Annotated in this window: 12 protein-coding genes; 4 read left to right on the top strand and 8 right to left on the bottom strand. The window is 68.9% G+C overall.

Features of this window, described 5'->3' with window-relative positions; translation table 11 throughout:
• Positions 1-38: 38 nt before the first annotated feature.
• The 4 genes from NE857_RS14450 to NE857_RS14435 form a co-directional block, all read right to left on the bottom strand.
• Complete coding sequence (locus NE857_RS14450) at positions 39-1,790, bottom strand: ABC transporter ATP-binding protein (protein ID WP_254421456.1); 1,752 nt, start codon at positions 1,788-1,790, stop codon at positions 39-41.
• A gap of 44 nt (positions 1,791-1,834) precedes the next feature.
• On the bottom strand, positions 1,835-3,658 hold the full coding sequence (locus tag NE857_RS14445; RefSeq protein ID WP_254421455.1) for an ABC transporter ATP-binding protein: 1,824 nt from the start codon (positions 3,656-3,658) through the stop codon (positions 1,835-1,837).
• A gap of 217 nt (positions 3,659-3,875) precedes the next feature.
• Positions 3,876-4,271: a phosphopantetheine-binding protein gene (locus NE857_RS14440; protein ID WP_254421454.1), complete on the bottom strand. Its 396-nt coding sequence runs from the start codon at positions 4,269-4,271 to the stop codon at positions 3,876-3,878.
• Between the two features lie 395 nt (positions 4,272-4,666).
• Positions 4,667-5,077: a Fur family transcriptional regulator gene (locus NE857_RS14435; protein ID WP_254421453.1), complete on the bottom strand. Its 411-nt coding sequence runs from the start codon at positions 5,075-5,077 to the stop codon at positions 4,667-4,669.
• Between the two features lie 244 nt (positions 5,078-5,321).
• Here NE857_RS14435 and NE857_RS14430 point away from each other — a divergent pair, with 244 nt between their 5' ends.
• Positions 5,322-6,425 carry a CobW family GTP-binding protein gene (locus NE857_RS14430; RefSeq protein WP_254421452.1) on the top strand — a complete coding sequence of 368 codons (1,104 nt, stop codon included), beginning with the start codon at positions 5,322-5,324 and terminating at the stop codon, positions 6,423-6,425.
• Between the two features lie 43 nt (positions 6,426-6,468).
• On the opposite strand, the gene NE857_RS14425 is transcribed toward NE857_RS14430, so the two are convergent.
• Entirely contained in the window at positions 6,469-6,771 is a 303-nt protein-coding gene (locus NE857_RS14425; protein ID WP_254421451.1) for a threonine dehydratase, read from the bottom strand.
• Between the two features lie 320 nt (positions 6,772-7,091).
• Between NE857_RS14425 and NE857_RS14420 the strand changes: the two genes are divergently transcribed.
• The 3 genes from NE857_RS14420 to NE857_RS14410 are packed head-to-tail and all read left to right on the top strand — an operon-like array spanning position 7,092 to position 10,040.
• Positions 7,092-7,985 (top strand): GTP-binding protein, encoded by an 894-nt coding sequence (locus NE857_RS14420; RefSeq protein ID WP_254421450.1) that lies wholly within the window; start codon positions 7,092-7,094, stop codon positions 7,983-7,985.
• Between the two features lie 52 nt (positions 7,986-8,037).
• Positions 8,038-8,781 (top strand): class I SAM-dependent methyltransferase, encoded by a 744-nt coding sequence (locus tag NE857_RS14415; RefSeq protein WP_254421449.1) that lies wholly within the window; start codon positions 8,038-8,040, stop codon positions 8,779-8,781.
• A 2-nt stretch (positions 8,782-8,783) separates the two neighbouring features.
• Positions 8,784-10,040: a GTP-binding protein gene (locus NE857_RS14410; RefSeq protein ID WP_254421448.1), complete on the top strand. Its 1,257-nt coding sequence runs from the start codon at positions 8,784-8,786 to the stop codon at positions 10,038-10,040.
• A 267-nt stretch (positions 10,041-10,307) separates the two neighbouring features.
• Here NE857_RS14410 and NE857_RS14405 read toward each other — a convergent pair whose 3' ends face one another.
• The 3 genes from NE857_RS14405 to NE857_RS14390 form a co-directional block, all read right to left on the bottom strand.
• Entirely contained in the window at positions 10,308-11,522 is a 1,215-nt protein-coding gene (locus tag NE857_RS14405) for an IS3 family transposase (protein WP_254421447.1), read from the bottom strand.
• Between the two features lie 249 nt (positions 11,523-11,771).
• Positions 11,772-11,939, bottom strand: coding sequence for an IS3 family transposase (locus NE857_RS14400; RefSeq protein ID WP_425572125.1), 168 nt, complete (start codon positions 11,937-11,939; stop codon positions 11,772-11,774).
• A 280-nt stretch (positions 11,940-12,219) separates the two neighbouring features.
• On the bottom strand, positions 12,220-12,762 hold the full coding sequence (locus NE857_RS14390; RefSeq protein ID WP_254421446.1) for a hypothetical protein: 543 nt from the start codon (positions 12,760-12,762) through the stop codon (positions 12,220-12,222).
• Position 12,763: the final 1 nt, after the last annotated feature.

Raw genomic sequence — 12,763 nt, 5'->3', positions numbered from 1 at the left:
ACGGCACCAGGCAGGCCTGGGCGGGTTCGCCGGAGGATTCAGGCACGGGCCGGGTCGTTCTCGTGGCCTTCCGTGGCGGTGGAGACGGGAGGGGGCGTGACGTCCGAAGCGGTCAGGCGCCAGCCGCGGGCGCGTTCGCGGCTCCGGACGAAATCGGCGTGCCGCCCTCCCCGTTCGAGGAGTTCGTCCGGGGCACCGGACTCCACGACGCGGCCCGCTTCCAGGAAGACGACCTGGTCGGCGGCGGCCACCGTGGCGGGGCGGTGGGCGATGACCAGCACGGTCCGCTCGCGGGCGAGTTCGACGGCCGTACCCGTCACCAGCGCCTCGTTCTCGGTGTCCAGGGCCGAGGAGGCCTCGTCCAGGACGATGACCGGCGCGTCCTTGAGCAGGGCCCGGGCGATGGAGACCCGCTGTTTCTGGCCGCCGGACAGCGCGGTTCCGCCTTCCCCGACCCTGGTGTTCCAACCCTCGGGCAGGTCGGCCAGGACCGTGTCGAGCCCGGACAGCGCGGCCGCCCGGTCGAGTTGTTCCCCGGTGGCGTCGGGGGCGGCCAGGCGCAGGTTCTCAGCGATGGTGGCGTCGAAGAGGTACACGTCCTGGAAGACCAGGGCCACGTGCCGGGAGAGTTCCTCGCTGCCGATGTCACGGACGTCGGCCCCGCCGAGGCGGACCTGCCCGCGGTCGGCGTCGTGGAAGCGGGCCAGCAGGCGGGCCACCGTGGTCTTGCCGGACCCGGAGGGGCCGATCAGGGCGGTGAGGGTTCCGGGTTCGGCGCGCAGGGTGGCCCCGTCCAGTGCCGGGGCGTCGTCCTTGCGGTCGTAGGAGAAGGTGACGCCGTCGAACTCCACGACCGCGCCCTGCGGCAGGACCGGCGACTCCGGTTCGGGGAGGGGGCGGGAGTCCAGGACCGCGTTGATCCGGTCGAGCTGGTTGGTGGCCATGCGCAGGGCGGCGCCCTGGTCGGCCGCCGTGGCCAGGGGGTGGGTGAAACGGGCGACCAGTACCAGCAGGGCCACGGCCAGGGCGGGGTCGAGTCCGCCGTCCAGGACGAACACGACCCCGCACACCATGATCAGCGCGAACATCAACCGGACCGCGAAGGAGTAGGCCAGCATCACCGGGACGACGCGCAGCAGCAGGCGGCGCGCGGCCCCGTGCTCGGCGGTCAGGGCCCGGTCCAGGCTCTGACCGCCCTGTGCGGTGCGGCCGAAGGCTCGCAGCACCGGCTGGGACCTGGCGTACTCCAGCACCCGGGAGGCGGCCTCGTCCGAAACCACGTCCCGGGCGGCGTCGTTGCGGCCCACCGCGTCGTTGGACAGAGTGAAGACCATCCACACCACGGGCAGGCAGGCCGCGGCCGCCAGGGCGATCCGCCAGTCCCAGACGAACAGCACCGCCACCGCCACGACGGGGGTGACCAGCGCGTCGGCCAGCGGCGGGTAGATGTGCACGGGCACGTGGGTGCTGCGTGAGACCCCGTCGGTGACGACCCGGTTGAGCTCGCCGACCCGGTTCCCGGTGAACCAGCCCAGGGGCAGTTGGACCAGGTGTTCCCCGATGCGGTGGTGCAGGCCGCGGGAGATCGCCCCGCCGACCCGGAAGTTGACGAAGAGGCTCAGGGTGCGCAGTAGGGCGTAGACCAGGGTGGCCAGGGCGAGGGCCGCCGCCCAGCCCAGGGCGGCCCGGGGCCCTTCCCGGAGGAGTTCGGTCAGCACGGGCACCAGCAGGGCGAAGACCACCCCCTGCAGCGCCGAGACGGCGGTGGTCAGGGCCAGGCTCCTCTTCACGGGACCGGCCTGTTCCGGACCCAGGGCCCTGAGGAAAGCGCGGATCACTGGTCTGCTCCCGGTTCGTCTCGGTGGTGTGCCTGGGCTCGTTGGTGTGCCTGGGCCCGCCAGAGTTCGGCGTAACGGCCGCCCCTCGCCAGCAGTTCGGCGTGGGTTCCGGTCTCCACCACCCGGCCCTCATCCATGACCGCGATCCGGTCCGCGCCGGTGACGGTGGTCAGGCGGTGGGCCACCACGAGGACCGTGCGGCCACGGGCGAGTTCGCTGAGCGCGTCCTGGATGGCGGCCTCGGAGACCGGGTCCACGGCCGCGGTGGCCTCGTCCAGGACCAGGACCGGGGTGTCGGCCAGCAGGGCGCGGGCGATGGAGACGCGCTGGGCCTCGCCGCCGGACAGGTCGGCGTCCTCACCGATCACGGAGTCGTAGCCCCGCGGCAGGGTCTCGATCCGGTCGGCGATCTGTGCCGCGCGTGCGGCGGTCTCGATCTCCTCGCGGGTGGCACCGGGGCGCCCCAGGGCGATGTTGTCGGCGACCGTCTCCCCGAGCAGGCGGACGTCCTGGAGGACGAAGCCGACGCTGCGGTAGGGGTCGGCGATCTCGCGGATGTCGACCCCGCCGACGGTGATCGCTCCGGCGTCGGCGTCGTGGAAGCGGGCGAGCAGGGCGGCCAGGGTGCTCTTCCCTGCTCCCGAGGGACCGACGAGGGCGGTCACGGTGCCCGGTTCCAGGACCAGGTCCACCTCGGCCAAGGCCCGGGGGCTCTCCCCCGCCGTCCCTTCATCGGTGTAGGAGAAGGACACGCCGTCGAAGACCACGCGGGGTTCCAGCGGCGGTGGTTCCTCACCCTGGTGCAGGGTCGGGGTGTCGAGCAGGGCGGTCACCCGCCCGGCCGCGGCCCCGGCGGCCTGGGTCTGCTGGACCCGGGAGCCGATGACGTTCATCGGCGCGCACAGGGCCGGTGCCAGCAGGGCGAAGGCCACGATCGAAACCGGTTCGGTCCACCCGGCGAGGGCGAAGCCCATCCCCGCGAGCACGGTGACCACGGTGGCCATGGGCGCCGACAGCAGCAGGAAGGATCCGACCGTCACCGGGGTGGTGCTGCGCGACCAGTTCAGGAAGAAGTCGGCGAAGTCGTCGGCGGCGCGGGTGAAGCGCGCGTGGGCGCGCCGGTGGCCGCCGAAGTGCTTGACCACCTGGATGCCGTCCACGAACTCCACGGCGGAGGAGTTGATCCGGTTCATCGCCTCGGCGTACTGGGCCATCTTCGCCATGCCCCCGGCCATGGCCCGGGAGAACAGGAAGATCCCCGCCGCCACCAGCAGGACCGAGACCAGGGCCAGCCGCCAGTCCACGGTGAACAGGTAGACCAGGGCGACCAGCGGCACGGTGACGACCGAGGCCAGGTCGGGCAGGGTGTGCGCGACCAGGGAGTGGACGTCCTCGATGTCGTCGTGCACGGCTTTCTTGACCCGGCCCGACCCGCGGCCGGTGAACCAGCCCAGAGGTACCCGGGACATGCGGTGAGCCAGGGCGCGGCGGACCGACAGCTGCATGTCGTTGTCGGCCAGGTGGCCGACCAGGGTGGAGGCCGTGCCCGCGGCCAGCGCGGCGACCGACGCGCCCACGGCGATGCCGACGAGAAGCCACACGCAGGAGGTGTCGACCACGCCGTCGGCGAGCAGCACGCGGGCCAGTTCGACCAGGCAGATCAGCGGGACGAGCCCCAGCGCCGAGGCGAGCCCCTGGAGCACCACCGCGGTCCGGACCCGACCCTTGATGGGTCGGAGCAGGGTCTGCAACGGCGAGGGCGACTGCTCGGGTGCCTTCTGCCGGGCCTCAGCGGCGGGTGCGGTCTGTGTCCGGTTCATGTGACCAGCACCCCGATCTCCGGGGCGGCCTCGTGCCCGCCGCCGGGCAGGCGGTCGGCCGGGGCCGAGCGCGGCACGGGTGTGCCGGTGGCTGTGTGGCGGTGGCCGACGGGGGCGAAGAGCTCGGTGTCCGTTGAGTAGCGGTCGATGGCTGGAATCGTGTCCTCCGCGAAAGGGAAGGTGTGGGTTCGCGTGCGCGCGGCTCGAACGTGATCGGTCAGGGGGTGTTGGGCCAGTCCCCTGAGTTGTGGGCCAGGGCGGGGTCGACCCGGTTGACCAGGGCTGGGACCGCCTGTTGCCGTCGGGGGGAGAGGTGGAGGGGGCGCTGCGTGGTCGCCAGCGGAAACGGCTCCCCCTCGTCCTGGTGTCGGACGGTCGCCGGGCCGGTTCGGAGGGGGTCCGTGCGCGCTTGGCGCAGCGGTGCACTCCAGTCCGCGACCGTGGGAATGGCGGAGATGTCCTCGAAGGTGACGTCGAAGCCGTTGTCCCGCCAGGCGCCCGAGAGCCGGATGACGCCGAGCGAGTCGGGTCCGTGCTCGAAGAGGTCGTCGGTGTCGGTGAATCCCCTGGTTCCGAGTACTTCGGCCACCCGCTCGCGAACGGTCTCGGTCACCGGACCGGCTTCGTTCGTCACTGAGCCGCGCACCCCCTGGGGTCACCTTGAATCCGACAATCAATAATGAAAACCGTTTTCATTCTCGACATGTCCATGTATAGCACCGGCGGAAGCACCGGGGCGACCCCGAACCCCGCGGCATCCGGAGGGATCGATCGGAGGGATCGATGCCACAGGACCCGCCGCGGCAACCGGAGAGGCCGACCCGCCGCCACCGCGAACAGGACCTCCGGGAGGACGGACTGCTGGACAACCTGCTCCGGGTGCGGACCGCCCACCTCCCGGAGCCGCAGGCACTGGCCCCGGGAGGCGACCGTCCGACCCGAGCCGCGCTGGACGCGGGAGGCCGGATTCACCACCCAGGCGGGCGCCCACCCGCCGCCCCAAGGAGTTCAGCCGCGGGCAGCCGACAGACAGCGCGGACAGACACCGGTCAGCTCGAAGGTGTGGTCGACCTGATCGAAATCACTCATGCCCTGGATCTTCTCCACGACTTCCATGATTTCGGCGACCTGGTCGATCTCCTCCACCTCACCGCAGACCCGGCAGAACAGGTGGTAGTGGCGGACGGGCGTCCTGCACCGCCGGTAGAGGCGCTCCCCCTCAGGAGACTGGATCGTGTCCAGTACTCCCTCCTGGGACATCCGGTGGACCGTGCGGTAGATGGTGGACAGGCTCGGCGGGCCGGAGGCGGAGGGGTCCGACCGGTCCAGATCCCGAAGGATCTCCCGACAGCTGCGAAAGCGGGAACCACGGCCCAGAACCCTGAGCACGGCATCGTCGTACTTGGGTGTGTTGGCCATGTCAGCCGACTACTCGGTGTGGGGTCACCGGCGACAAGGGGCCGACTCGGCGTTGGCATCGCCCTACGTACACGAGGAGAACTCCTGGGGGGACACGTCTCGGGTAGATGAAAATGATTATCAGTACCGTAACATGCCCCTAGCCATCCCGCCCGGAGTGCGCCAGCGACCGACAGGGCCATGTAAGGTGTGGGAACGATTTTCATTTTCAATGTCGAGAAGACACCTTGGAGAGGAGCATCCGATGCGCATCGCACTGGTCGCCGGTCTGCACGCGGCCGCGCGGCGTCAGGCCGTGAACGACCTGCTGGCCGCGGTTCCGCGTTCCATCAGCGTGCATCACGACATGGAGGACATCGGCGACGGAGCGGTCCATCGTGTGGTGCGCGACCGCTCAGGTCCCGCGGAGAGCGAGCAGGTGCACCTCGACCACGCCTGTGCCTCCTGCACTCTGCGCGAGGACCTCATCCCCTTCCTCCTGCGCACCGCGGACGCCGGCCGACACGACCTGTGCGTGGTGGAGTCCTGGGACGGGGTGGAACCCCGACTGATCGCCGAGAACATCGCCGCGCAGGACGAGCTGCGCCTGGCCACCGTCGCCACGGCCGTCGATCTCGCCCATCTGACCGCGGACCTGGGTAGTAACGACGATCTGAGCGACCGCGAACTGGACATCGCCCAGGACGACTCCCGCACGGTCGCCGAAGTCCTCAACCGGCAGCTGGAGTACCCGAACGCGATCGTCCTGCACGGTTCGGGAGCCGACAGCCACGCACGGTCCCTGCTCGGTCAGCTCAACCCCACGGCCGTGATCGTCCGTTCCGGATCGGGCCTCCAGGGCTTCCTCGACGGGCGTTTCGAACCCGAGTCAGCTCACGCCCGCGTCAACCCGGCATGGGCGCAGTACACGGACCACGCCGAGGAACAGGGCGTGCGGACGGTGACCTGGACCAGGACCCGGCCGATGCACCCCGAGCGGCTCGCCGAGGCGCTGGAGGAGATCGTCGCCATGAGTCTGCGCGGCAGGGGCAGGTTCTGGCTGGCCAGCCAGCCCGACACCCTCCTGGTGTGGGACTCCCACCAGGACCTGCTCATGGTGGAGAACGGCGGACCCTGGATGGCCGCGCTCCCCGACGCGGCCATGGACCTGGTCTCCCAGACCCGACGGTCCTCCGCCCTCCTGGACTGGGACCCGGTGGTGGGCGACCGCCGCCAGCACCTGGCCTTCACCGGGGTCGGCATGGACACCGGAGCCCTACTGACTCTGCTGGATTCATGCCTGGTCACCGAGGCAGAGGCAGGCCAGGAATTCCACAACGACCCCTTCGCCGAGTTCTCAGAAAAATGAACTCGACCGCCCGCGACGATCAGCACGGGACCGCCGTCGGCCGTTACGCCGAGTGCTCGTCCCAGTGGTCGTCGTGCTTGCGGTGAAGGTGCCCGTCGTGCACGTAGTCCACGTGGCCCTCGTGCGGCACGGCCACGTGCCCGCAGCCCTCACCGTGTGCGTGCGTGTGGTCCTCGTGTACGGCGTGCCCTTCGGTGGGGCACTCGTCCCAGTGGTCGTCGTGGACGCGGTGAAGGTGCCCGTCGTGCACGTAGTCCACGTGGCCCTGGTGGGGCACCGAAACGTGCCCGCAGCCCTCGCCGTGCTGATGCGTGTGGCCCTCGTGGGTCAGATGTGCGGTCGCCATGTTCTCCCCCAGGTGCGTGCCGAGCTCACTGATTGCGCGAACAGTAACAACGTAACCACTGGTCACACCCGTCTTCAAGGAACACCGGTGACCAAATCCCCCGCCGAGAATCCGGAGGTAGGCCCGTGAACGGTGACCGTCGGCCCCGCGCCGTGCTCGTCCTGGGCACCCATGAGGGCGCCCGACGACGCCTCGTGCGATCCCTGGCGGAAGCGGTACCGGGTACGGAACCGCACCGCCTCGAAGCCGGAGCGCCTCAGACTCCGCGGGGATTTCCGGGACAGAACCCGCACCCTCCCGGTTCCCGTTCCCTCCACCAGGTGTTCGACGCCCCCGCAGATGTCGAGCCGCACACGGCGGTGGAAACGCTCCTGGAGCGCCACCCCGAACTCCACCTCTGCGCCGTGGTCACGGCGGTCGACGCCCAGCTGCTCGTCCCCGACCTGCTGGGCGGCGAGACGGCCTTCTCCGCCGGGCTGGCCGACTCCGCAAGCGATCCGCGCACCCTGGGCGACGTGCTGCTGCGGCAGATCGACCTCTCCGACCACGTGGCCGTGGTCAGGAATGCGGCACCCGCCGCCCAGGTCCGTGTGTGCCGGTCCCTGGTCACCCACCTGAACCCGGAGGCCACCGTTGTCTCCGACACCACCGGAGAACACCCGCGGACGCTGTTTCACGGCAGCTTCGACTTCGCGGCGGCGCTGCACCGCGTCCTGCCCGCCTTCCCTCCCCCGCCACCGTCGGACCCGACGGGGGACGGAGCCGCACAGACCGCCGTCTGGCGCCGGTTCCAGCCGCTGCACCCGGGCCGGTTCTTCGAGGTCCTGGACGAGATGACCGCCACCAGCCTGCGCAGCCGAGGACGCCTGTGGCTGGCCGGACGGCCCGACACCATGGTCGTGTGGGAGGCCAACGGCACCTCGCTGTCCCTGGAACCCGGCGGGCCGTGGACGGCAGCGCTTCCGGCGCGAACCCGCCACCTCGTGACCGGTTTCCGGCCTCCCGCCACCGCCTTCGACTGGCGCCCCGGCACCGGTGACCGGTGCCAGCACCTGGCCTTCACCGGCCTGGGTCTGGACACCGACCACCTCTTCCCCCTCCTGGACTCCTGTCTTCTCGACCCGGCCGAGGAACGGGAGTGGGAGGCGGCCGGCCCGCCGCCCGATGACCCCTTCCAGCCGTTCTTCGCCCACGAACACCGACCGGACGGATGAGCACCCGCCCCGACCGCTCACCGAGTGCCGAGTTCCACCGAGGAGACACGCATTGACTGGATACGACGACCCCTACGACCGCTCCGGCCAGTTCATCGACCTGATGATCGCCGGGTGGTGGGAACACCACGCGGCGACGGTCGCCGACGCCCTGCGGGAACTGCCGACCGACGCCGGACCGGTGGTCGACGCCGGTGCCGGCGGCGGCCTGGGCACACGGCTCATCGCCCGAACCCTCCCGAAAACACCCGTCCTGGCGATCGAACCGTCGCTTCCCCTGCGGTCGGTACTGCTGTCACGGGTCTTCGAGGATCCGGACCTGCGGCCCCGGGTGACCGTGGACGGTGACGACCTGCTCTCGGCCCGCCTCCCCGAGCGGATCGGCGGCCTGGTGGCGGCCAACCTCATCGGCCACTTCAGCCCGCACGAGCGGGACCGGCTCTGGGAGGACCTGGCGACCCGCCTCGCTCCGGGAGCGTTCGCCCTGCTCAACCTCCCCGCACCGGTCGAACCGGAGCACGTCGAGCGCACCAGGATGTCCGAACTCCGCGTCGGGGAGCGCTCCTACGTCGGCTGGGCCGGGGCGGAACCGGCCGGTACCGAACAGCTGTCCTGGCACATGACCTACGAGGTCCACGAAGGCGACCGCCTCATCAGCCGTGACGAGGTCCACTACGACTGGTGGACGGTCAACGAACAGACCCTGCGCGCCGAAGCCACACCGCACGGCCTGAGCGTCGTCCCGCACGGCCCGCCCGAAGCAGGCCTGTTCAAGGCCCTCCGAGAAGAGAAGTAGAGATGTCCACCTCCACGAGCACGCCTACCGGCGCATCCGCCACCACACCCGCTGACGCGCCCGCACTCCCGGTGACCGTACTCTCCGGTTTCCTGGGTGCGGGCAAGACCACCCTGCTCAACCACCTGCTGCACCGCCTGGACGGCCTGCGGGTGGCGGTGATCGTCAACGACATGAGCGAGATCAACATCGACGCCGACCTGGTCAGGGGTGAAGGCCACCTGACCCGGACCGACGAGCGCCTGGTGGAGATGACCAACGGATGCATCTGCTGCACCCTGCGCGACGACCTGCTGGAGGAGGTCGCCGAGCTCGCCCGCCAGGGCCGCTTCGACCACCTGATCATCGAGTCCAGCGGCATCTCCGAACCCATGCCCGTCGCGGCCACCTTCGCCGTCCCGGACGCGGACGGGAACCCCCTGCTCCAGGGGGCGCGTCTGGACACCATGGTCTCGGTGGTCGACGCCGCCGGGTTCCTGAGCGAGCTCGGCGCCGGGGACGACCTGGTCGAACGCGGCCTGGACGCCTACGAGGACGACGAACGCACCGTCAGCGACCTGCTGGTCGACCAAGTGGAGTTCGCCGACCTCATCCTGGTCAACAAGATCGATCTGGTCACGCCGGAGCAGGCCGACCACGTGGAGGCCGCCGTGCGCCGCCTCAACCCCCTGGCGCGCGTCCTGCGGATCGAACACGGTCGGGTGGACCCGGTCGAACTCGTCGGCGCCGACCGCTTCGATCTGGAGCGGGCCTCGCGCGCGCCCGGGTGGGTGAACGAGCTCAACGGCGACCACGTGCCCGAGACCGAGGAGTACGGGATCTCCAGCCTGGTGTTCCGGGCGGAACGCCCCTTCCACCCGCAGCGGCTCTGGGACCTGCTCTCCTCGGGTTTCGAAAAGAGTGACTTCGGCACGATCCTGCGCACCAAGGGGTTCTTCTGGCTGGCCACCCGGCCGAGGATGACCGGCCTGTGGTCCCAGGCCGGACCGGTGGCGCGGTTCGAACCCGCCGGAGTCTGGGACCCCGCCGACGGCCTCGCCCTCGGCTACTCCCCCGAGGACCTCGAAGGCAGCGAGACCGTGGAACCCCGGCAGGAACTGGTGTTCATCGGCACGGAACTGCGCCATGAGGCGCTGAAGTCGGCACTGGACTCCTGTCTGCTGACCGACGACGAGTTCCACACCCCCTGGGAACATCTGGCCGACCCCTTCCCCGAGTGGGACGTGCGGGGCATGCACGCCCACCACCAGCACGCCTGACCTGCCACCTCGGCCGCCGTACCCGGGCTTCCACCGGAGGCACCGGTACGGCGGGCCCGGTGACAAGGCGGCCCTCGATGCCGACCGACGACCGGTTGCAGGATTGAAGTTACGCGCATAATGTAAATCGCATGATGAAAACAGTTTTCATTTTCACTCTAGCCTCCCCCTGACTCGCAGGGCGGGCTGACCGTGGACAGCAGAGCCAGATCAACCGGTCGCCAAGGAGGGGGCTTAACCCCGGATGTTGGACACGGGGGTGGTTGATTACGCCGCGATCGCCATCGTAGACGCTCTGGAGGCCTCGAAGTCGTTCGGAGACACATTCCCGCAGTGTGAGTGACGACGACGGGTGTTGTAGCGGTGGGCCCACCGGAACACCGTGCGCCGCAACACCGCCTCGTTTGCGTACACGGCCTCCCCGGCGAGGGTCTCGCGTTTGAGCGTGGCGTTGAAGCTCTCCGCGGCTGCGTTGTCCGCGCTCAACCCGATCGCCCCCATCGACTGGACCACCCCCGGCTCAGCACACACCTGCCGGTAGGCCCTGGAGGTGTAGACCGACCCGTGGTCGGAGTGGAACACCGCCCCGTCCAGGCTCCCTCTCTCGCGGGAGGCCGCCCGCAGAGCGTCGATGACCAGGTCAGTACGCATATGGTCGGCCAGCGCCCACCCGGCGAGCTTGCGTGAGCACAGGTCGATGACCGTGGCCAGGTAGAGGTTGCGCCCGTCCGCGAGTGGCAGGTAGGTGATGTCCCCGACGTGCTTCTCGCCGATGTTGTGGGCGGTGAAGTCTCGGCCCAGCAGGTCGGGGTGCTTGCGCTCGGACTGGTCGGAGGTGGTGGTGCGCACCCGTCGGCGAAGCCGGATCCCGGCCAGGTCGTGCTCGGGCATCAGGCGGGCGACCTTCTTGTGGTTGATCCGTGCATCCTCGGCTGCTCCCTCGTTGAGGTCGGCGGTGATCCTGGGCGCCCCGTAGGCGGCATCGCCGCCTTGGTCGGGGTCCTGCAGGGTGCGGATCCGCTCGGCTGGGGCCAGGTCCGCCACCCGGCGGGCCGCCCGGGCGGGTGTGGCCTTGAGCCAGGCGTAGAAGGAGGATCGGGCCAGGCCGATGACCTCGCACAACCGCTTCACCTCGAAGGTGTGTCGGTGGTCGGCGACGAACTGGAAGCGGTTCACCAGTTCGTCTCCCCGGCGAAATACTTGGCCGCCTGGCGCAGGATGTCGCGTTCGGTCTCGAGCTTTTGGCGTTCGGCCTGTTCGGCGGCCAGGGCGGCCTCCAGACGGGCGATCCTGGCTGAGGCACTCTCGCTCTTGGCTGGGGCGCCTGGGGCGTGGCGGGTGCTGGGCGTAGACCCAGTTCTGCAGGGTGCCCCGGGAGATGCCCAGGTCTGAAGCGATCGCCTTGAAGGTGGCGCCCGGGGTGTGCAGGTAGAGGTCGACCGCCTGTCGGCGGAACTCCTCGGAGTAGGTCTTGCGGGCCATGCCCTGATTCTCGCTTCCTCCCGACACCTGTCGGGTTCAGCGTGTCCAAGATCCGGGGTTAAGCCCCGAGCGCCCTGGGCAGCTGTCAGAGAGCTGTTGTCCCCCGTGCGCTGGCCCCTTCGCTCCGCCGTCGCGGCTCAGGCCGTCGCCTCCGCACTCCTGCTGTCCCCCGTGGTCACCGGAGCGGTCCTGGCACGGCTGCTGCTGGATGGCATGTCCTGAGTTTGGTGGAGCCGTGTTTCTGGATTCTCAGGCCACGGTGCTCGATTTCTTGTTCTCAAACTCTACGGGTGCCAGCCAGCCGATCGCCGAGTGCCGGCGTTGACGGTTGTGGAAGATCTCCAGGTACTCAAAGATCGCGTTGGCCAACTCCATCCGGGTCCGCCACCTGCGCCGATCCAAGAGTTCGACCTGCATGCGCCCCCACTCCGACATCCCCAGCCCGATGACCAGCGATAACCTCCCGTAACCGGCTCCCACGCAGCACCCGCGCCCTGGGCGAACGAGCCGCTGCCGAGCTGAAGCAGCGCTGGCGGGCACTGAAGCACGTCACGCTGAGCCCGAGCAGGATCGGAGACATCGCTCAAGCAGCCCTGGTCCTCAACAACGCATGGAAATAGAAATCACTGAGAAAACCTCAATGAGCCTCCCGAGACCGCCTGAGCCTTCAGCAGTACACCTGAACAGTTACACCAAGTTAGTAAAAAGAGAAAAGCAGAACAAGAAATAGGGACACATAGAACCCAAGGCAGACCAGCATGACAACCAAGTCTAGCCTCACCTGCCTCCTCAATACCGGAGAAGTACTGGACCGCCCAGCCCCCCACCTCTCAATCTCCCTCTTGATATCCCGAAAAGCTTTTTCGTGCCCCCTGTAACCATTCATGGCACCCAGTGCAGATGAGGAAAATCCCGATGAGTTCACCCTCTGCCCCGAGTTCAGCAGAAAAAACAAGCCATCATCCGCGAAAACCGAATCAATATCTGAAAAGGGAATGACGGTATCGACAAACACGCCCCGCACAATAAAGCAACCCTCTTCGACGTCGATCTGGCAACAGGAGACCAACTTGTAAAAAATCCAGGAAGCAAGCGCAGAAATACCGGCAATACTAGCAATCTGCGCGATCGGCCCCCCGTGACCAGCCAGCATGAGCTGAATCCAGATCGAAAGGGCGGCGCATACCAAACCCATCAAGGCAAGTGCAGCCGCCGATGGGACGTTCCGGATACTTTTCATT

This window comes from Nocardiopsis exhalans (assembly GCF_024134545.1).
Taxonomy (GTDB): Bacteria; Actinomycetota; Actinomycetes; order Streptosporangiales; family Streptosporangiaceae; genus Nocardiopsis; species Nocardiopsis exhalans.
This window is presented reverse-complemented; position numbering and strand designations above follow the sequence as displayed.

Bases quoted from the DNA above. Each gene is read 5' to 3' on its own strand.
- NE857_RS14425 (WP_254421451.1), bottom strand. From the start codon at position 6,771: ATGGCGACCGCACATCTGACCCACGAGGGCCACACGCATCAGCACGGC.
- NE857_RS14435 (WP_254421453.1), bottom strand. From the start codon at position 5,077: ATGGCCAACACACCCAAGTACGACGATGCCGTGCTCAGGGTTCTGGGC.
- NE857_RS14445 (WP_254421455.1), bottom strand. From the start codon at position 3,658: ATGAACCGGACACAGACCGCACCCGCCGCTGAGGCCCGGCAGAAGGCA.
- NE857_RS14410 (WP_254421448.1), top strand. From the start codon at position 8,784: ATGTCCACCTCCACGAGCACGCCTACCGGCGCATCCGCCACCACACCC.
- NE857_RS14430 (WP_254421452.1), top strand. From the start codon at position 5,322: ATGCGCATCGCACTGGTCGCCGGTCTGCACGCGGCCGCGCGGCGTCAG.
- NE857_RS14400 (WP_425572125.1), bottom strand. From the start codon at position 11,939: ATGCAGGTCGAACTCTTGGATCGGCGCAGGTGGCGGACCCGGATGGAG.
- NE857_RS14405 (WP_254421447.1), bottom strand. From the start codon at position 11,522: ATGGCCCGCAAGACCTACTCCGAGGAGTTCCGCCGACAGGCGGTCGAC.
- NE857_RS14390 (WP_254421446.1), bottom strand. From the start codon at position 12,762: ATGAAAAGTATCCGGAACGTCCCATCGGCGGCTGCACTTGCCTTGATG.